The sequence below is a fragment of the Psychrobacillus sp. L3 genome, assembly GCF_042945595.1.
GTDB lineage: Bacteria > Bacillota > Bacilli > Bacillales_A > Planococcaceae > Psychrobacillus.
The window spans coordinates 2,121,979-2,141,945 of sequence record NZ_CP168493.1 but is presented as its reverse complement, the minus strand read 5'-3'; the positions used below and the strand labels follow the sequence as shown (position 1 = coordinate 2,141,945).

The 19,967-nt window shown below is 33.7% G+C and carries 22 protein-coding genes; 15 read left to right on the top strand and 7 right to left on the bottom strand.

Going from position 1 to position 19,967, the window contains the following annotated elements; all coding sequences use genetic code 11:
* Positions 1–10: 10 nt before the first annotated feature.
* Positions 11–427: a DUF2798 domain-containing protein gene (locus tag ACEPXD_RS10470; protein WP_391115909.1), complete on the bottom strand. Its 417-nt coding sequence runs from the start codon at positions 425–427 to the stop codon at positions 11–13.
* 781 nt (positions 428–1,208) lie between these two features.
* Between ACEPXD_RS10470 and ACEPXD_RS10465 the strand changes: the two genes are divergently transcribed.
* The 7 genes from ACEPXD_RS10465 to shc all read left to right on the top strand — a co-directional run bounded on the left by ACEPXD_RS10465 (position 1,209) and on the right by shc (position 7,641).
* Positions 1,209–1,553: an ArsR/SmtB family transcription factor gene (locus ACEPXD_RS10465; protein WP_391115908.1), complete on the top strand. Its 345-nt coding sequence runs from the start codon at positions 1,209–1,211 to the stop codon at positions 1,551–1,553.
* Between the two features lie 29 nt (positions 1,554–1,582).
* The gene (locus ACEPXD_RS10460) at positions 1,583–2,098 is read left to right on the top strand and encodes an SRPBCC domain-containing protein (RefSeq protein ID WP_391115907.1); all 516 of its coding nucleotides are present in this window, start codon (positions 1,583–1,585) and stop codon (positions 2,096–2,098) included.
* Between the two features lie 725 nt (positions 2,099–2,823).
* Positions 2,824–3,171 carry a VOC family protein gene (locus ACEPXD_RS10455; protein ID WP_391115906.1) on the top strand — a complete coding sequence of 116 codons (348 nt, stop codon included), beginning with the start codon at positions 2,824–2,826 and terminating at the stop codon, positions 3,169–3,171.
* 305 nt (positions 3,172–3,476) lie between these two features.
* A complete protein-coding gene (locus tag ACEPXD_RS10450) occupies positions 3,477–3,896 on the top strand; it encodes a GNAT family N-acetyltransferase (protein WP_391115905.1) in 420 nt (139 codons plus the stop codon).
* 79 nt (positions 3,897–3,975) lie between these two features.
* Positions 3,976–4,434 (top strand): putative iron-sulfur cluster-binding metallochaperone, encoded by a 459-nt coding sequence (locus ACEPXD_RS10445; protein WP_391115904.1) that lies wholly within the window; start codon positions 3,976–3,978, stop codon positions 4,432–4,434.
* A gap of 165 nt (positions 4,435–4,599) precedes the next feature.
* A complete protein-coding gene (locus ACEPXD_RS10440) occupies positions 4,600–5,049 on the top strand; it encodes a hypothetical protein (RefSeq protein WP_391115903.1) in 450 nt (149 codons plus the stop codon).
* 690 nt (positions 5,050–5,739) lie between these two features.
* Complete coding sequence (gene shc / locus ACEPXD_RS10435; protein ID WP_391115902.1) at positions 5,740–7,641, top strand: squalene--hopene cyclase; 1,902 nt, start codon at positions 5,740–5,742, stop codon at positions 7,639–7,641.
* Positions 7,642–8,166: 525 nt separating this feature from the next.
* On the opposite strand, the gene ACEPXD_RS10430 is transcribed toward shc, so the two are convergent.
* From ACEPXD_RS10430 to ACEPXD_RS10420, 3 genes are all read right to left on the bottom strand, one after another.
* A complete protein-coding gene (locus ACEPXD_RS10430) occupies positions 8,167–8,793 on the bottom strand; it encodes an FMN-dependent NADH-azoreductase (protein ID WP_391115901.1) in 627 nt (208 codons plus the stop codon).
* 55 nt (positions 8,794–8,848) lie between these two features.
* On the bottom strand, positions 8,849–9,433 hold the full coding sequence (locus ACEPXD_RS10425; RefSeq protein ID WP_391123155.1) for a DUF3238 domain-containing protein: 585 nt from the start codon (positions 9,431–9,433) through the stop codon (positions 8,849–8,851).
* A 147-nt stretch (positions 9,434–9,580) separates the two neighbouring features.
* On the bottom strand, positions 9,581–10,165 hold the full coding sequence (locus ACEPXD_RS10420) for a DUF3238 domain-containing protein (protein ID WP_391115900.1): 585 nt from the start codon (positions 10,163–10,165) through the stop codon (positions 9,581–9,583).
* A gap of 140 nt (positions 10,166–10,305) precedes the next feature.
* On the opposite strand from ACEPXD_RS10420, the gene ACEPXD_RS10415 reads away from it, so the two are divergent.
* Positions 10,306–10,779 (top strand): MarR family winged helix-turn-helix transcriptional regulator, encoded by a 474-nt coding sequence (locus ACEPXD_RS10415; RefSeq protein ID WP_391115899.1) that lies wholly within the window; start codon positions 10,306–10,308, stop codon positions 10,777–10,779.
* Positions 10,780–11,428: 649 nt separating this feature from the next.
* Entirely contained in the window at positions 11,429–11,623 is a 195-nt protein-coding gene (locus ACEPXD_RS10410; protein ID WP_391115898.1) for a hypothetical protein, read from the top strand.
* 386 nt (positions 11,624–12,009) lie between these two features.
* On the opposite strand, the gene ACEPXD_RS10405 is transcribed toward ACEPXD_RS10410, so the two are convergent.
* Both ACEPXD_RS10405 and ACEPXD_RS10400 read right to left on the bottom strand, forming a co-directional pair.
* Entirely contained in the window at positions 12,010–12,186 is a 177-nt protein-coding gene (locus ACEPXD_RS10405; protein ID WP_391115897.1) for a hypothetical protein, read from the bottom strand.
* Between the two features lie 197 nt (positions 12,187–12,383).
* Positions 12,384–12,512: a YjcZ family sporulation protein gene (locus ACEPXD_RS10400; RefSeq protein WP_391115896.1), complete on the bottom strand. Its 129-nt coding sequence runs from the start codon at positions 12,510–12,512 to the stop codon at positions 12,384–12,386.
* Positions 12,513–12,875: 363 nt separating this feature from the next.
* Between ACEPXD_RS10400 and ACEPXD_RS10395 the strand changes: the two genes are divergently transcribed.
* A complete protein-coding gene (locus tag ACEPXD_RS10395; protein WP_391115895.1) occupies positions 12,876–13,010 on the top strand; it encodes a hypothetical protein in 135 nt (44 codons plus the stop codon).
* 514 nt (positions 13,011–13,524) lie between these two features.
* Positions 13,525–14,157, top strand: a complete 633-nt coding sequence (lepB, locus tag ACEPXD_RS10390; RefSeq protein ID WP_391115894.1) for a signal peptidase I — start codon at positions 13,525–13,527, stop codon at positions 14,155–14,157.
* A 59-nt stretch (positions 14,158–14,216) separates the two neighbouring features.
* Here lepB and ACEPXD_RS10385 read toward each other — a convergent pair whose 3' ends face one another.
* A complete protein-coding gene (locus ACEPXD_RS10385; protein WP_391115893.1) occupies positions 14,217–14,441 on the bottom strand; it encodes a hypothetical protein in 225 nt (74 codons plus the stop codon).
* Between the two features lie 328 nt (positions 14,442–14,769).
* Here ACEPXD_RS10385 and ACEPXD_RS10380 point away from each other — a divergent pair, with 328 nt between their 5' ends.
* The 4 genes from ACEPXD_RS10380 (at position 14,770) to ACEPXD_RS10365 (ending at position 19,736) form a co-directional block, all read left to right on the top strand.
* Complete coding sequence (locus tag ACEPXD_RS10380) at positions 14,770–15,489, top strand: helix-turn-helix transcriptional regulator (protein WP_391115892.1); 720 nt, start codon at positions 14,770–14,772, stop codon at positions 15,487–15,489.
* 165 nt (positions 15,490–15,654) lie between these two features.
* Positions 15,655–16,533 carry a DMT family transporter gene (locus tag ACEPXD_RS10375; RefSeq protein WP_391115891.1) on the top strand — a complete coding sequence of 293 codons (879 nt, stop codon included), beginning with the start codon at positions 15,655–15,657 and terminating at the stop codon, positions 16,531–16,533.
* A gap of 142 nt (positions 16,534–16,675) precedes the next feature.
* Positions 16,676–17,935: a M48 family metallopeptidase gene (locus tag ACEPXD_RS10370; protein ID WP_391115890.1), complete on the top strand. Its 1,260-nt coding sequence runs from the start codon at positions 16,676–16,678 to the stop codon at positions 17,933–17,935.
* A 328-nt stretch (positions 17,936–18,263) separates the two neighbouring features.
* Positions 18,264–19,736, top strand: coding sequence for an ATP-binding cassette domain-containing protein (locus ACEPXD_RS10365; protein ID WP_391115889.1), 1,473 nt, complete (start codon positions 18,264–18,266; stop codon positions 19,734–19,736).
* The last annotated feature ends 231 nt before the right edge of the window (positions 19,737–19,967 follow it).

Here is a 19,967-nt window from a genome sequence, read left to right as displayed (position 1 = left end):
TTGCTTGTTTTTACACGTTTAATTCTTGCTTTTGTGTCATGGGTTTAATGTATTTAGCTAATAACATACGTGAGATTGGCCCAACAATTATTAACTGCGATGGAAGCGCCACGATAAAGTTTAGACCAACTGTTTTAAAGTAAGTTGTAATAATTGAACCTTCAATTCCTGTCATTAACGCCATTAAAATAATTCCATATACTGACATGATAAGAACCATTATAGGGACCATACAAAAAGCAAACGTGACAATAAAGTTGATTTCTTTTGATTTATCAAAAGGTAGTGATACTGCAAATTTACAAGCTTTCGGTTCAACGAACGACTCTGCGATAAAAGCAACTATAAATGTTATGACAAATTGAATCATTGCACTCCCTACTTTAAACGATGAAAATCCATGTAAAGCTTTGTTGTAAACTGACATAATAAAAACCATCCCAAAACACATAAATAGTCCGAAAATGACACCTTTTTTTTATTACTAGGCAAATAAAAACATCCTTTCGTATAGAGAATAAATGTAATTATATATGTCTTGATTTTTTTACATAAGTGACGTTTCTGTGATTTTTTTTAAGCGAAGTTAAATTACACTGTTGTTTTGTCGTGTAAAATAGTGTTGTACATGATTTATTGAAATAGATAGTCCCATTAATTCTAGCGGATCTTGTAAGAAATCTTGTTTAACTAACGAGTGCTTTAGGTGAAGATCATTGAGTAGCAGTGCAGCTCTTATTTCTTGTTCAACTAAAGGGGCAGAATAGTGGAAGAAGTTTATGGGGGAAATTGTTATCTTCTCGTATAAACACCGATAGGGTTTTAGGGAACTTTAATTAGAATTTTTTTACATAAAATAGAAATAGATACTAAGATAAATGCTTATAAGGTATGTAAAATATGATTTTCATTATACTCGCAACCGTTTTCAATCATATTGGGTTAAAATAGATAAATTGATAAAAAACGGATACATCGAGAAGAGTAAAGGTGCCAATCGGTACGATATTAATAGAACATACGATATCACTCAACATATGAATAATTGGATTCTGTGAATTCGGCACTTCTCCAGTATTACTTTAGTTTTTGAATATTCCTTGACAGGAATATTCTTCATTGGGTATAATCAAATTGACAGGACGATAATACTAGTGATGATGTTGATGTGATTTTACCGGAGACCATCACTTGACGAGGTGAACAGCATGTCAGGGAAGATTCCGGGAGTGAACATGACGACGATGAGCGCTCTGTCTGAACCTAATCGTATGAATATTGTCGAACTCTTGCGTGACGGTCCACTGACCGTGGGGGAAATCGCCGACCGGCTAGGGTTGAGGCAACCCCAAACTTCGAAGCATCTAAAAGTGCTAAGCGACAACGGGATTGTGGAGGTCGAGGCCGAAGCTAACCGCCGCATCTACAAGCTCCGGTCTGAGCCCTTCCAAGCGCTGGATTCTTGGATACAGTCCTTCCAGAATGTGATGCAAGAAAGATTCGATAATTTAGATGACTATTTGAAGGAAGTACAGAACAAGGAAAAGTTATGAAATCATTTCATGATCAAGGAGGAATTACAATGTCAAACAACACAATGGTATCGAGAGTAGAGAATGATCGGGTACTGGTACTAGAGCGCATTTTCGATGCGCCACGCGAACTTGTATTCAAAATGTTTAAAGAGTCGGAGCATCTGAAACACTGGTGGGGACCGAGGGGCTGGGAGATTCCGGTATGCACCGTCGATTTCCGTCCGGGAGGGGTTTGGCATTACTGTATGAAATGCGTTGATCAGAACCTTGGTCAATTTTTTGGTATGGAAGCTTGGGGCAAAGGGGTTTATAAGGAGATTATCGAGCCGGAGAAGATTGTATACACCGATTACTTTTCGGATGCCGAAGGAAAAGTGGATGACTCCTTGCCATCGACTGCGATGACGTTGGAATTTATCGATTTGGGTGGAAAGACAAAATTGATAAACCGTGCTGAATATGTGTCCGCAGAGGCTCTTAAGACCGTCATGGACATGGGCATGCTGCAGGGCATCACTGAAACTTGGGACCGTTTGGACGAGCATGTGGAGACGCTGAGGTAGATTTACCGTAACGCTGTTTAAAGCTTTAGTAAGGTTTAGGAGCATTGAATTTAATAATTATTTTTACAAAAAAGAGTATTATTTAATTTTGTCGATAGTGAAAATAATTACTTTGCAGTAATGGGAAAAAAGTGAATTTCTTTTAAATTTACGAGTGCGATGCTTGAATAAAGGCATCGCCTTTTTGCTTTTTTGATTTACGAAACAGATTGTAAAGATTTACATTTAAAGTAACGGAGTGCTTTAGTTGAACAATCGGCTGCCTTTATAGGGCAGCTTTGCTGGCTCTTTTTTTCTTCTTCAACTAATGGAACAGTTTACTTGAATAAGCAGGTATTCTTAGAAGAGAGTCGAAGTAGTAATATTGTAAGTATTATGTTCAATAAATGTGGGGGAATAAAAAATGAACATAGAAAAATTCGAACAGTCGATTAAAAGACTCTTTGAAAGAGAACTACCATGAAAATAAATTTCTTCAAGAAAAGAAAAAAGACAACACTTAAATAGACCTTGCTCAATCATTAAGAAAAAGAGGCGAGCGTACATTAATAAGTCTATTGATTTCGGTGGACTACTAGTATTGACTCCTCTAACTATTTTCATTCTATGTGCTGCTTGCATGGCTAAAGGGGCAGTATAGTTGAAGAAGGAATTAAACATTAAATCTCGAATATCTAATGTAATCGAAAAACTAAAAATTTTAAAAAAGACAGGAGTTAGTTACGATGATAAAAGGTTTTGGAGGAATATTTTGGAGAACTAAAAATCTTGATGTTATAAAAAAATGGTACAGTGAAGCGTTGAAGATTGAAATAGAAAATTGGAATGGGACTGTGATTAAACCCCAATTAGGAAATGAGACTATCTTTTCTTTCTTTACCGAGAATGACAATTATTTTCCAACAGAACAACAAGTGATGTTAAATTTCCAAGTACATGATCTTAACGAGACTATTAAGCATCTTGAACATATTGGTGTACCTCTTGTTAAGGAAAAAGAGGTTTGTGAGTTTGGAAAGTTTATTTGGATTAAAGATCCTGAAGGTCGACTGGTCGAGCTTTGGGAGAAATAGCGGGTTGTAATCATTTGCTATAAAGCTAACGCTTGCTTTACTTGAAGATCATTGAGCTGCTTAGACAGCTCTTTTTCTTATTGTGCTAACGCAGCAGGTGTGCGGCCGAGCCTAGGTCGTATCATATAGCGGGTGGGATACCCGTCGAGAAAGAACTAGCCATTCACTCGTAGCGAGTCTTGGAGTGCTAATGGTAACAATAGTCTTTAAGCGTAGACAGTTAGGTGGCGGTCCGAAAGCCAAATGGTTGATTGAATTAGTATAGTCGAATGTAATAGGTATTAAAAAAGAAGGAGAACTTTATTATGAAAATCTTTTGTAAGCCTCAATTAATTAATTTTGATGACATAGTGAGTATTGATATAGAAGTAATCGGAAATAATAGCAGGTCGGAATACATTAAAAATGCTATTAAAGAAGAGAGATGTCTAGTTGTTAAAAATGAGAATAAAATTGTTGGTTTTTTAATTTTTGACACTCATTTTTTTGATTGCAGCTTTATTTCCTTGATAATTGTTAAGCCTTTAGAAAGACGAAAAGGGTATGCAACATCTCTTATTAAATATTTTATTAACATTTCACCTACTAAGAAAATATACTCTTCAACTAATCAATCCAATAAAAGAATGCAAGAAGTATTTAAAGCAAATGGATTTGTACAAAGTGGCTTTATTGAAAATTTAGACGTAGATGATCCTGAAATAATTTACTTTATATCAACTTAAGTTGTTCAACTAAAGACTCAGCTTAGTTTGCAAGAGGTGTTATTATTAGTATTAGAAAACTATAAGTGAGGGAATAGAAATGACTGATTGTTGTGCGACAAAAGAAACCGTTATTGAAAGTAGTGGTTCCGAATTATGTCCTTCTTGTAATAAGAAAGGGAAAAAGTTGAAAATCATTACATTGAAATCGATGTTAAAACCATCAATTTTAGATTCTTTGAATATAAATTTGAATCATTCCTTTTGTTCGACGAAAGATTGTGATGTTGTCTATTTTGATACAAAGGAAAAATCTTATTTTACGTCAGATTTAAAGGTATCTGTACATCAAAAAGATGATTCTTCCACAGTCCCAGTTTGTTATTGTTTTGGTTGGACAAAAGAGAAAATTCGGGAATATGAAGAACAAAAACTTTCTCCTCAACCATTAGAACATATTAAAGAAAATGTAAAAGCTAACAGATGTGGGTGCGAGGTAAATAATCCTCAAGGTAGTTGCTGTATGGGGAATGTTTTACTATTTACAAAAAGTATTTAAAAAAGTAATTTATATTTTTCACTAACGTGGTGCTTTACTTCAATAAGGAGTAGAACCCTTTTACAAACGGGGCAGTTTAGTTGAAGAAGGATAGAGGTATCGAGTTAGATAAGTTGAATATAAATTAATTAATAAACAGTGTATTAAGACAGAATGGAGATTACAATGTTGCAACAAATTAGAATAGGAAAATGGTTATTAGAAGTTGATATTGATAGAACACGAGAATTTTACAACAAAGATTTAGAGGTCTGTAACTGCTTGTACTGTAAAAATTATGTTGAAGCTTCTGAGTATTTAAAGACTTCTGTATCCCATATTTTCAACAATTTTGGGATTCATCCAGCAAAACCAGCACATCTTTCAGAATTTCCTACTGAGGAAGCAGGGACACGTTTATACTTAGGAGATTATCATCTCGTTGGAAGAGTGTTAGAAGGCGAATTGTGTACTTCTTCTAACTTTAAAGAAATGAATACTATTGAACTAGAGAATTTCGTATTTGGATTTTCAGAGGATTTAGAGTTTGTGCCAGAAGGTTTCCCTGCCCCAGTCCTACAATTCAGCTTTTCAGCTAATATTCCTTGGATTCTTAAAGAAAACCCTGATGATTAAGGAAAAGTCTTCTTCAACTAACGAGGTGGTTTAGTTGAAGAAGGAACACTAAAATAATCAAACTTTTTGTTGAGAATGAATACTAAATCACAACGAAAGAATCCATTTTGAAAAATATTTTTTCAAAATGGATTCTTATATTTTATGGTTATATAAGGCTTAAAGAGGAACTTTTAAACTTAGTTATTTTCAACATATGTCTTAAAATCTCTTCTATTATATATACTCTCCAAACAACTCCGATTTTCAATTATGAATCACATGATTTTTTTTGCGAATACTTTCTCTAAATAGATTGCCGTTTTTTCTAACCGTCATGTCCCACCGATCTCAAATCGTCATAATTAATGCAAATAATCTGAATTATATATAACGCCAGAAACTCTTAATTCATAAGGGTTTCGGGCGTTTTGGTTTACCTATTCAAGTTATGGATAGAAGGATTAACGCAAAAATGCCTGAAAATATATCAAATATATTATTCTGATCCGTATTCTTATTCTTCCTGGATCTCAATTTATTCTAATAGTTCATTGAAAAAAACTGTCAGTAAAATGCATCTTACAAAGCGGAAAAAGATTCCTTGCTTTTTTTCCCACTATAGATACTTAATCACTTTCTCGCATTTTTTAAAAATTAACCGAATATGTTTAGATGTATTGAATTTTTGCTAGAGGAAGGACGAATTTTGTGAATGGTGCATTATCAGAAGAAATTAGACGAATTATAAGCATCTTGAGGAAGGATCAATCTGAGGAGGGAACTTGGGATTATCCTTTTGAAACAGGGATTACAACGGATGCCTATATGATTATTTTATTGCGTTCATTAACTATTGATGATGAAGAATTAATAAAGGAACTAGTAGATAGGATTTTAAGCAAACAACAAGAAAATGGGTCTTGGAAGGTGTTTTATGATGAAGAAAATGCCGGGAATATAGCAGCCACGATTGAAGCTTATTACGCCCTTCTATATTCCGGCTATTGTACGCACGATGATGTACGAATGCAAGTAGCAAGGCAGTTTATTTTATCGAATGGGGGAATAGACAAAAGTAGTTTATTAACAAAAATTATGCTGGCAGTAACTGGACAATTTTCATGGGAAAAAATTTTTACAATCCCTACAGAATTTGTTTTACTACCACACTCATTCCCGATGAACTTTTTTGATTTGTCTGTCTTTGGTAGAGCGAATATTGCTCCACTCATGATTCTCGCTGATAAGAAATACATAATTAAAACAAATAAAAGTCCAAACATTTCAGATTTATATATTTTGAACCACAACCGGTGGGATGAAGAATATTTATTAAGTACTCTCTCAAATGAATGGAGTCCTTTTCTTTTATCCATTCAAAAAAGAATGGAGGAGTTAATTGGTTTGCCAAAGCAAATTAAGGAACTTGCGGTAGAAAAGACAAAACAGTATATGCTGGATCGAATTGAACCAGATGGCACCTTATACAGTTACTTTAGCTCGACATTTCTGCTAATTTTCGCGTTGCTTTCCCTTGGATATAAGAAAAATCATCCCACAATTATTCATGCGGTTAACGGATTAAAGTCTATGAAATGCCAAGTTGACGGGAAGACTCATATGCAATTCACCACAGCAACGGTTTGGAATACTGCTTTAATTAGTTATGCCATGCAAGAAGCAGGCGTTTCCGAATTAGATCCCGTTATTAAAAAAGCAAACCAATTTTTATTAACACGACAGCATGATAAATATGGGGACTGGATCATACACAGTCCAGATAGTCTTCCAGGGGGATGGGGTTTCTCAAATGTAAATACTCTAAACCCTGATATTGATGATACTACTGCAACCTTAAGGTCAATATGTAAAACTGTCGATAAAAAAACCAAGTTCCATACATCTTGGTCAAGAGGAATCCATTGGGTATTTTCAATGCAAAATGATGATGGGGGATGGCCATCATTCGAAAAAGGCGTGAATAAAAGTGTTTTGTCTATGATTCCAATGGAAGATGCTGAATATTTACTCGCAGATCCATCAAGTGCAGATTTAACAGGAAGAACATTGGAATTTTTCGGGAATTTCACTAACTTAATGAAGAGTCACGACTCTATAAAGTTAGGTGTAAATTGGTTATTCAATCATCAAGAACCGAATGGATCTTGGTATGGCCGATGGGGCATTTGTTATATTTATGGGGCTTGGGCTGCTATAACCGGGCTTGTTTCAGCAGGAATCTCATCGGACCATCCTTCTATTCTAAAATCAGTCAAATGGCTTCGAGATATTCAAAATTCGGATGGCGGTTGGGGAGAATCTTGTATGAGTGATAAAAAGAAAACATACATTCCATTAGGAGCCAGTACGTTAACTCATACAGCCTGGGCATTGGATGCTCTGATTGCTGCTGAAGACGAACTCACACCAGAAATAATATCCGGCATCAAATACATTTTAGAAAATAATAATAAAAATGACTGGACAACATCTTATCCAAAAGGACAGGGAATGGCTGGTAGTCTATATATTCATTATCATAGTTATCGATATATTTTCCCTCTAATTGCACTTGCACATTATCAAATAAAATTTCCGAATGAAAGGTGACACACTATCCTACGGTGCAGACGGAATAGTTGATTACAATTAAAGTTTCAAAAAGTTTGGGGGAGAAACAATAAATTGCTGAATTCTCTGCAAAATATGATTTGAAATTTTAAAAAGAAGAACTAAATCTGCAATTTCTTTAAAATAAAAAGGATTTATGTAGAAAATATTTATATAAACTGTAAGAGCCGACTCACAATTGCGGAACGGCTCTTTCCATTTTTTATCGTTAAAATTCATGTTTATCAGCTTCTGATATTCATTTACGAACTACCCACTGTGGGTGGTATTTTTAAATTGCTTAAATATCTATCTAATTCAGGTGCAGTTAATATGAAAGATCGGCCTATTAAATAGGCTTCTGCATATTGAACAAGATGATGACTAAATTTATATCAATCCTCTGAAATTACTGATTACGAAGAATGTGAAACAGCACTCAGTATCGAGATATGCGATTAAAAAAGCAGTACCAATACTATAAAAGTGTTGGTACTGCCATATTCAGTGAAAATGTTTTGCTAATTAGAACGTAATTGCTACTTGAACAGCCTTTTCCAGACCTGTGGCAATAATTTCTACTGCTTTATCTGGGAATTGATTGTGGCCTTCAATCACTACTTTCTCTAGATCTTTTACACCAAAGAAGCTCATCATACTTGCTACGTATTTAACAGCCATTTCTACCTCAGCTTTTGGTCCTTCAGAATATACACCGCCACTTGCGTTTAATAATGCAATTTTCGTATCTCCGATCAGACCAACTGGACCTTCTGGTGTATATATAAATGTTTTGCCCGCACGATTTAAATAATCGATATATGTGTGTAGTACAGCTGGTATTGTTAAGTTCCATAATGGGAAGCCAAACACAACTTTATCAGCTGCAAGGAACTGGTCTAAATATTTATCAGCAACTGCGACTGTTTTTGCTTCTTCTGCTGTTAAATCCAATCCTCTACTAGCCTTAAATGTACCGTTAATCATATCTACTCCTACATATGGCAATTCTTCATTGTATAAATCAAGTTCTACCACTGTATCATCTGGATGAGATTCTTTAAAGCTTGCTAAAAAGGCCTCATATAATTTCACACTCACCGATTGTTCGGCCGGTCTGTTGTTTGCTTTTACAAATAAAACTGTTGTCATTCTTTTCCTCCTGTTGCTAACTCTTATGTTGTGATATTTTGATTTCTTATTATCTTTACAATTTCTTTTTAAAACTATACTCCATGTCACCAGCCATGGCTGCAGGTGTATCACCCGTTTTTCTAAAGTCATGTGTATGAATTTCTTCAAACGGCCCAAAATTTACTTGCTTATAAATTTCATAACAAGGGAATCCGTCATGTTCACCGTGAATATCGCCAGTACCATCATTTTTGACGTGTACAGTTAATAGATAATCAACGGGAGGTGCAAGTTCATTTAGCGGGTTGCTAGCACTAGCACTCATTTGAAACTTGACGTCATCCTCTCCCCATACAATGTCCGTGCACAAAATACGCTCCGTACTAGCTTTTCCTGTTCTTTTAGTAATGGAACCATCAGGAGTTGTGATTTTTTCTGTTGTTATGCCAGAATTCGCATATGTGAAAATCTCTTTTTTATAAAAATCAACGACTACTTCTTGTTCCATTCTAGAACGCATAGCGTTGACCGCATATGGTGTAAATTCACGTGAATCACCTTCGAATTCGATTATGTTTCCTGTTTGAGTATCTTTCTTAGGCTCAGTCCAGGCCATTGGAATAAATGTACTTGCTCTAAATTTAACGATATTGATCAACATAAACACCTCTGTCATTTTATTTTTATTTTCGGTAATCAAAATATAGACTCATTGAGCAAAATAGATCACAATTTCTTTCGTATGATCAATTGCTTGACCATTATTATTTGCTGCAGATTGTAAACGGCTACTTAATATTTACACCTAGATTGTCGTTTTAAAACTGTATTCCATTTCCCCAGCCAGTGCTGCCGGAGTGTCACCAGTTTTTCTGAAATCATGTGTATAAAATAATTCAAATGGACCGAAATCTGTTTGTTTATAAAATTCATAGCAAGGAAAACCGTCATGGGAACCTTCAATATGTGCAACCCCACTTTTGTTAACGTGTATAGTTAATACATAGTCAGCTGCAGGTGCTGCTGTATTCAAAGGATTGTTTGCACTAGCACTCATTTTAAAAGAAACTTCGTCATCTCCCCACGCAACATTTGTGCATTCAATATTGTCTGTACTTGTTTTTCCCTTTTTATACTCGATAGAACCATCTGGATTTGTAATTTTCACAGTTACGATACAAGCATTTGCATGTGAAAAAAATTCTTTTTTATAAAAATCAATTATCACTTCTTGCTCTAGTCTTGAACGCATAGTATTTACAGCATTCGGTGTAAATTCACGCGCATCACCAGTATATTCTAAGATTCTTCCTGTTGAAGGATCTTTAATAGGCTCCAACCAAGCATACGGAGCAAATACACTTCCTCTAATTTTAACGATGTTAGCCATGTGAAACCTCCATAATTTCTTTTTTTCCAGTGATTTCTAAATCTTGCGGAAATAGTCAACTTGATTGACTACAATGTGTATAGTACAATGCAAAGTAAATAAAGTCAACCTAATTGACTAAAGTTAAGGAGCTTTTAAGTATGAATCATCAAGTTTTTAGTGAATTAGATCTTACATCGTTGTTGTCATTATCTTTTAGTGCATCGATTCATGAACTACATAACAGATTGAGTGAATTGGGATTTGGAGATATTAGACCTGTGCATGGTTTTGTGTTTAAGTGTATTACTCCTAATGGAGCAACAGGTATTGAACTAGCCGATCATTTAGGAATTACAAAGCAAGCTGTGAGTAAAATGGTGGATTATCTCGAGAAATGTGGTTATGTAATACGTAAATCTCATCCCACTGATAAAAGAGGGAAGATTATTGTTTTGACCGAACGTGGGTGGTTAGTAGTGCAAGCAAAAGAGAAGATACTAACAGATATTGAGCAACGTTGGATTGAAAACATAGGTGCTGAACGAATGCAAATGCTCAAAGAAGATTTAACAAAATTAGTTTATGAAGCAAATGAAGGCAAATTGTTATCAAGGATAAGACCTGTCTGGTAAATATTGAATTTATAAAGGGACATTTAAGCATGTTTAAATTCCTACTAACAGGACTGCATTTACATGGAGACTATTTTTTTTGAGTAATGAAGCTATAAAATTCCGGGAATCGGCGTTAAGTTAACCTGGTGTGTATGGACTATTCAAACCCATATAACGTTCGAATCGATGGTTTGAATTGGAGATTAATCTCATGGATCGTTTTAAAAAATATGGAGGTAATATCACAAATGCACATACAGAGGTGTCAATAATTTTATGAAAAAGTTTGTCATGCTATTTCTAGTGTTTGTTGGATTATTTTCTTCGGAATTCTTAGTTGTTGCTAAAAATTCGACCTTCACTTAAAAGAGTTGGTCGTTTTTTATTGTAAAGAAACTGAGAGATAACCGTATTTATCGAGCGGTTTCTACTTGTTATGTGGCAAAACTGCGGGCTGCAGCCAGAGTACATGTTGTTTCCGGATCCTTTTGAGTTCCGGAAAACCTTTGTCGCATTTCTGAATTATTATCGCCATATTTGCCACTTCTTCGGATAAGTTTTGCTCCTTCTATTGTAAAGGTTCAATTGAAGGAATCGAAAGGCATCACTACAAGTATGAGGGCACTGAAGGAGTCTAACAATAGTTAAAAGAGAGTAGGTATTGATCATGAAAAGGTTAACATCAACGATCTTAGCAATAGTCTTCGGAAGTGCATTAGTATTAACAGGATGTGGATCTAATAATAGTAAGGTATCAGAAGGTGTCAATAAAATGTTAGATACGACTAATCAATTGTCAAAAGCAATTGATAAAGAAGACCAATGGAAAACATACGAAGATGATGTGAAAAAAGATAATTAAGATCTTTATGATAAAATTGAAAACTATCTTGACCCAACGATTGCAGGTTCAGAAGCTTCTGAACTTGATAAAGACGCATTAAATACATTGAACAATCAACTTACTAATGCATCAAAAGAATTAGCTGACAAAACGAAATAAATTTTCAATCTAAAAAAGTCGAATCCCTTTACCTATAGAGGGAATCGACTTTTTATGTTTGTCTATTCAAACAACTATAAAGATTTCTCTAGTTTAATGAAACTAATCACGATGTAAATCTGGATATATAGTTGTGCTGATTCAAGATTGATGAAAGACTACAACCATGTTCAATAAAAGAACAACATCATGAAAAGTTGTAAAATTGTGTGAAATAGAGGTGCTAATCGAAATCTAACTTAAATTTATATTAAAAATAGTGTTGAGACTAAGAAGAAAGGCAAAAATTCTCTTCTAAAGCGATTTCGTATAAACATTCCTCTTCCTGGGACAATTCCATCTATCCTTCCGATTCGTCTTCTACCCATTCTATCTCTCACCATAACCCGGCGGCCCATATTTCTCATAACAAACGGTTCCATAATATCCCTCCTTTCTATAATTTGAAAATTCTTTGAATCCATGTTAAATTAATTCCCTTAAATTGGTGATCGTTTATTTCTCCATCCAACTATACAGAATAAAGGGCAGATTGCTTGAACCTGCCCATTATCCTTATTAATCGTGGTGGTAATACTCAATGAATGAAAAATATCAAATATTATTCACCACATAGAGATTAGTAACTTCTCATAAAAGAAGCGCCTACGATGATAAGGAGAATAAACAATACGACAATCAATGCAAAGTTTGAACCCATGTTACTACTGCCACCGCTATAGTTTCCACCATATGAACCTTCACTCATATATTTTCACCTCCAACATTAAGATTAAGGATTACTTGAATACATCCTTAAAAATATATTATGTGAAAAATATGTTTGGACATGGACTAATGTGATAATTATCACTAGCGCCAAGATAATTTCTCGACATTCCTTTAAATAAATTATTTTTTTAAACTTCTTCTCGAATATTTTTTGCAAACATATATTCTTTAATCCGTTTATGAATTTATATTCTTTTGCCTCCAAAGTTTTGCAATATAAACAAAGAGTATTGAAAAAGATAAATAAATTTTAAAAAGCATATTTATCAAGGTGTACCCAAAAAATCTATTATGAAATAGCTATTGATAGAAAGAGGGAGCTCTTAATCTAAAAGATTGAATGATTATTTACGAAACTTTAGTTGAAGATGATTCATTTAAGAGTCCATTTCTGTTTGAATATGCTTATCAAAAATTGAAAACGTTTGTGAATTACATAAAGGAAATTTATTATGTGTTAAAAATATTAAATTGAAAATATAGTATTTAATGTATATCTATGTTTCTGATTCTATTGATTATAATAAGATATTGTAACCAATTCTTACAATTAAAAACTGAGTATTCAACGATTTGACAAATGGTAACGTGTCTGTATTAGCACATTATATTGAAAAACTGATCATTGGATATTTAATAAAGGAAGGAAGCGGGACTTCTAGCTAGTTTTGAAACTGTTGAACCGACAGAACATTCAAGTTTTCCTATAAAATTTAATTCTTCAAGAAAAGAAAAATGACAATACTTTATTTTGATCGATGCACAACCTATGGAAGATTTGCAACTCAACTTATTTACAAAATAGTTAATAATCATTTCCATAAAGAGACAATCAAGTAGGGATTAGCAATATAAATTTTTTATTTATGAAGTTGCTGCATGTATTTATAAGAGCTGCTTTTTTGTTTTTGAAAAGTTCACAGAAAATTCAATAATTTTTAAGTTAAATGGATAATGTTGGAGTAATATATAATAAAGGAGATGGTAATTTGAAAAAGTGGATGATTATTTTCCTAATTCTTATATTAGTTGGCTGCTCCCCACAGTTGAAAACCATTACAGATGACGCTATTTCCCCGAAAATTGAAAAGGTAACACCCGAAGACAATCACTTATTGGTAATTTGGGGTTCTGACGCAATGGATAGAGGTGATCATGACTATAATTCAATTGCGCATAGTGAATTAGTTGTAGATCCAAATTATGATACTCTTAAACGTGGGGATGTCCTTTATTATAAGATGCTAGAGTCAGAAACTAAAAAGAATCCAATGATTCCGGAAGATTATATAGGAAGGGTAGTAGGATTGCCCGGAGAGACAGTCATGATTAGGTATGGTCACGTTTATATAAATTATAAAAGACTGGATACTTTTTATGGGGAGGCAACAATGACAGGAGTAACCGAAGAGGAGTATTTCGAAAAAGCAGATCTAAGCCAAGTAGAGGATATTGATTGGGTGAAAAGTTACTTTAACACGGAACTGAATCCTATTAAAGTAGACGAGGGCACAGTATTTGTATTAGTGGATCAGTGGTGGCGGGGGACTGACAGCAAAGATTTCGGATTGTTACCGATTGAAAGAATAGAAGGCAAAGTATTGGGCTATTCAAAAAAATGAAAAGGACTTCCATTTGGAGTCCTTTTATATACTGAACGTCTAAACTTGCTTTAGGATAATTATCTCTTTTTCTTCTTCCCAAGTTCTTTTGTAGCAGCTTTATTTTTATCAACTAGTTTTTCAAACTCTACATATACATGAAATAGAGTCTCTTCGATCTGCTCCACATTAATAACTTTGCCTTTACGGCCCTTTATTTTTATATCCTCATCGACAGAAGGAATACTTCGCAAAGCTTGATTTAACACTTTTACCTTATTTTCAAAAAAATGAATGGCATACATCAACTTATCCCCCTTATTTTTTAAATCTAGTTTCTTAAAGATAGAATCTACTCATTTTATGATTTTCACGCAGATATAGAACTTAGAAATAAATAATAAAGAGAGTTTGAGAATTAGTAATTTGATAAGAATAAATTAATTATCAAAAAGAAAGCTTTCCTTACGCAGAAGCTGATGAAGTGGAGGATATGTAAGAAAAATTTCTAGAACAAATGGAAGAGTAAAAATCGTTATGATAATATGGAAATTATACTTAAATAGCAGGATTTAGGAACGGGTTATGTAGAGTTAGTTGAAGATGGATGCATGCATATTGGGGGGATTGGTAATGGAACAAATGAATGGAATTGTAGCAGAACGGAGAACTTATACATCTTTTAACGAAAATCACTTTCATTGTTATGGCCAGTTAATATTACCTATCCAAGGAGAACTCTGTATACAGGCGGAGTCAAAGGAACTTTTATTAGACCCTGAAATAATACTTTTCGTTCCTCCTGAATGCGATCATACATTTCATTCTGATGTAAGAAACGAGTTTTTAATTTTAGATATCCCTTCCTTTATGTTTACAGGGAGTGGGTTACAGAATAGAGTAATATCTTGTAAGTTTAATAACCAATGGAGAGGGATTAGGTATCTTATACTGAATGAAATTGATCAACCATCTTTCAATGGATCTGCTTTAAAAGAGCTCTATCCCTATATTTCTCGATATCTATTCCAAGAACAACAATCTAAATCTATTCGGTACATTCATGAACACTACGATGAAAACATTACTGTGCAAGACCTTGCTTCAATGGAACACTACAACCGTTCCTATTATACGGAATGGTTTTTTAAAGAAACCGGTAAATCTCCTTCAGCATATATACAGGAAGTACGTATAAATAAAGCAAAAGAATTACTTTGTAATACAGATTTACCCATCTTACATATTGCTATTCAAGTAGGCTTAGAACATCAATCCTCCTTAACACGTCTATTTCAAAAATATGAGGAACTAACACCCAGCCAGTTTCGAAAGAAAAATTTGAGAATTTAGAAATTACTGATTCAAAAACCCTTCAGTGTAGATAAACATATTAATATACGACATTTAGTTAAATAAATCTGATTTTCGGGAAAAACGCTCATCTAATTTATGTGAAAATTAGATATTGGCTTGGTATTTGACCAAAGTCAAAGATCTGTAGCAAGGAGCGAAAGTATGAAAACAGTAATGGGATTATTTTTCACATTCTTATGGTCATCTGCAGCAATAGCAACAAAGTTTGGATTGTATTCTACCACTCCCATGGTATTGGCTACCACTCGATTTTTAATCGCAGGAATATTGCTTTTTCTATATGTTTATTTGATTAATAGAAAGTATCCTTGGCCGAAGTCGCAGGACTGGCGACCACTTATTATTTTAGGGCTATTGAATACGACCTTTTATTTAGGTGCAACTTTCTGGGCATTGAATTATGTATCTGCTGGGTTATTTAATTTATTTGTTACAACAAATCCTTTTATGGTTGCGATTCTGTCATACTTATGGCTAAAAAGAAAAGTTTCTTTAAAAGAGTGGATTGGAATGCTTGTTGCTGCTATTGGATTGCTAATAGCCACTTGGCCCTCAATTTCAAGCAGCAAAGTAAGTGGAAGTGGGTTGCTTATTTTAGGGCTAGGAATGGTTTCAATGTCAATTGGAAGTGTTTATTATAAAAAATCCAATTTAAGTCTTCCGAATATTGTCATTAATACATGGCAATTGTTCATTGGGGGAGTTGTTTTAATCCCTATAAGTTATATTCTCGAAAAGGATAGCTATTTTATAACATTGGATTATTATCTACTTGGGTCGTTAATTTGGTTAGTGTTTATTATTTCAATCGCTACGATGTTACTATGGTTCTACTTGTTGAAACAAGATGCGGTAAGGGCTAATAACTGGTTATTTATGACTCCAATTTTTGGATATGTATTAGCTGCTATTTTTCTAAATGAAGCTATTACAATGAATGATTTTATAGCAACCATATTAGTTGTAACGGGGTTATTACTTTCTGGTAATCTAGCAATTCGTCCTAAAAAAAGTCCCTAAAGTAATTCAGTTGGTGAAATATTGACCTAAATAATCTGGAAAGTAGAAAGAAGTGAATTAAACATATTGAAGAAAATGGTTCTATCTTATTTGTTTTTGATTACACTTAATGTATGTATATGCGATTAGGGGTGAAGAGGACATGGCGAAAAAATTGGGAATTACAGCTCTTTTACTATTTGGAGTGTATGCTTTAGCGATGTATTTTTATATCTTCCATAGTGGTAGTGGGGATATACCAGCAGCTTTGAAAGGAACAGTTGCAGATCCGCTCGTTTTTATGTCGGGCCGTGAATTGTACCTTAGTGAGGAATATTCAAAAATAAAGAACTTCCTCTTTTTTGTAGCAACACCATTTGAATGGCTTGTCTATTTATTTATACTGATTACTGGGCTCTCTCAAGCGTTTGAGGGATGGATTCCTTTGCAAAAAAAATGGGCAATTTTGCAAAGTGCAGTCTATGTATTTTTACTATCATTACTGACGTTTATCGTATTTTTTCCATTAGAGTATTTCAGATATGTTTTAAGTAAAAACTATGGAATTAGTACCCAGAGTTTCAATTCTTGGATGCGGGATAATGTCATTGATTTTTGGGTTAACTACGGAATAACTGTGGTGATTGTGACTGTTCTTTATTGGCTTATTAATAAAAGTAAAAAGAAATGGTGGCTAAATGCTTGGTTGTTAATGATTCCTTTCTCCATATTTCTTATGTTTATTCAACCAGTAGTTATTGACCCACTATATAATGATTTCTATCCGCTAACAAATAAAGATTTAGAGGCGAAAATTCTTGCACTTGCTGAGCAAGCAAATATTCCAACAGAGCATGTATATGAAGTAAATATGGCGGAGAAGACAAATGGGCTAAATGCCTATGTCACGGGTATTGGGAGTAATGCAAGAATTGTGTTATGGGATACGACTTTAAACCGTTTATCAGAAAATGAAATTCTCTTCATCATGGCGCATGAAATGGGGCATTATGTGGAGAAGCATATATACTTCGGAATCGCAGTTTATCTCTTAACTTTGCTTATTGGACTTTGGTTAATTGCGAAACTAATGCCTTGGATAATCGTTCACTTCGGACGTATATTAAAAATTAAACGAATAAATGCTATTCACTCGCTACCATTATTTTTACTTATTACATCTTTTCTTTTATTCGTTTCAAGTCCACTTTCCAACTACATTTCTAGATATCAAGAGACAAGAGCTGATCTTTATGCACTAGAGTTAGTGGCTGACCCAGAAGCAGCTGTCAGCACTTTTCAAGAGCTTACAAAGGCTGGATTGAGTGAAGTGAACCCTCCACTACTCGTAAAATGGTTCAGATATTCTCATCCGACAATGCTAGAGAGAATAAGTAAAGTAGCAAATGAGATAGGAAAATAAGACTGAGTTAAGTTGGTAGAATAGTATTGAATGAATTTTTTGAATTGAACAAATTAAGTTTGGCGATTAAATAAATTTAATGCTATTATTACTTTAATAGCTTTGAAGGGATGATGAGTGGCCAATGGTAAACTAATTCTATTTTTAGTAAAAATGTATACACATTTACTTGCAAAATAGGATTAGTCTGCTCATTTATCATATTTCGAAGAACCTAATACATTAAAAATAGGTATATTTGTCATGCATAAATGAATACTTATATTGACTAATCCTTCCAAATGAATGGGAGGATTTTTTGTTTCCTCTCAAATTAGAGGTGATTTGAATGACAGGGAATATTCTTATAAAAAAAATGACATTTAAATACGTATCAATGATCCAACCGATTTTTAAAAATGTAAATTTAAACATCAATGAAAATTGGAAATTAGGGCTTGTTGGTAGGAATGGTCGAGGAAAAACAACCTTTTTAAAAATTCTATTAAACAAGCTAGAGTATGAAGGTTCTATACATTCAACATTAGACTTTAAATACTTTCCATCCTACCCAGCCAATGATGGAAATATATCTGCATTAGGAGTGTTACAGAAACAAAACCCGCATATCGATATTTGGAAAATTGAGCGGGAGTTAACCTATATGGATTTATCGACAGACATTTTAGATAAAAACTTTAATATTTTAAGTGGTGGGGAACAAACAAAACTTTTGCTGATTGAATTATTTTTGAATGATAATTTATTTCCTTTAATAGATGAACCGACGAATAATTTAGATTTACATGGCAGAAAAATCGTTGGACAATACTTAAAGAAAAAAAGGGGGTTTATTGTTATTAGCCATGATGAGTCTTTTTTAAATCAATTCGTTGATCATGTTTTAGCAATCAATAAAGAATCGATTGACTTGATTAGCGGCAATGTGGAAACGTGGAAATACGAAAAAGCAAATGCAGATATGCTTTCAGAAGAAAAAAATGCCGAACTAAAAACGGAAATAAAACGGCTTAATGATGTTTCAAAACAAGTGAGTAATTGGGGGATTAAAAAAGAGAATAGTACAAAAGATGCGTCAGCAAGGCGATTAGCTGCGAAACAAATGAAAAGAGCGAAAGCAATCAAAAAAAGAACAGAAGCGATGATTGAAGAAAAAGAAAGTCTTATTAACAATATCGAGAATGTTTCTGACCTTAAAATGAGAGTTGAACAACCAAAAAAACAGGTTTTATTCTTTCGAGATTTTTCAATTTTGAGAGAAGGGATACCTCTTTTTGAACCTATCAACATAGATATATATCCTACAGATCGATTCTTTATTGAAGGGAAAAATGGAGTTGGTAAATCTACTCTGTTAAATTTTATACTTGGAACAGAACAGGTAGAAACAATTGGTGAATATCGATTAAATCTACCTGAACATCTATCGATACTGAGTCAAAAACATCAAGAGGATGTAGATTATTTCTCAATACTAAATCGATTATCTACGAAAGAAGTAAAAGAAGAATATTGGTATACATTATATCAACTAGGTATAGAGCGTTCTAGTTTTTCAGATAAATCAAGTAAAAATTGGAGTTCTGGCGAACAGAAAAAAGTATTTTTAGCAAATGCACTATTAGGAAAAAATGAGTTGTTTATTTGGGACGAGGTAACTAATTATATAGACATGCTAGTGATTAATCAGCTGATAGATACGATAAAGAAATATCAACCAACTATGATTGGTGTAGACCATAATGAATATTTCGTTGATGCTATAGCAACTAAAAAAATTGAACTAACACAATTTCGTTAAAAATTATTCTGATTTCAATTGAATACACACGTTTTTGTGAGGGGGAGCGGAACGCAATTTACTAATTGGCAGAACTCGGCCTTAAACAATAAAAAATAGATTAGACATGTATGTGGCTGTCTAATCTACTTTTGCATATTTACCTAAATATAAAATTTGTTTACCGTTACATATGCATTTTTTCAGGGGGTTAGTACCAATACATGAAAAAGTTGGAGATGAAGGATACCC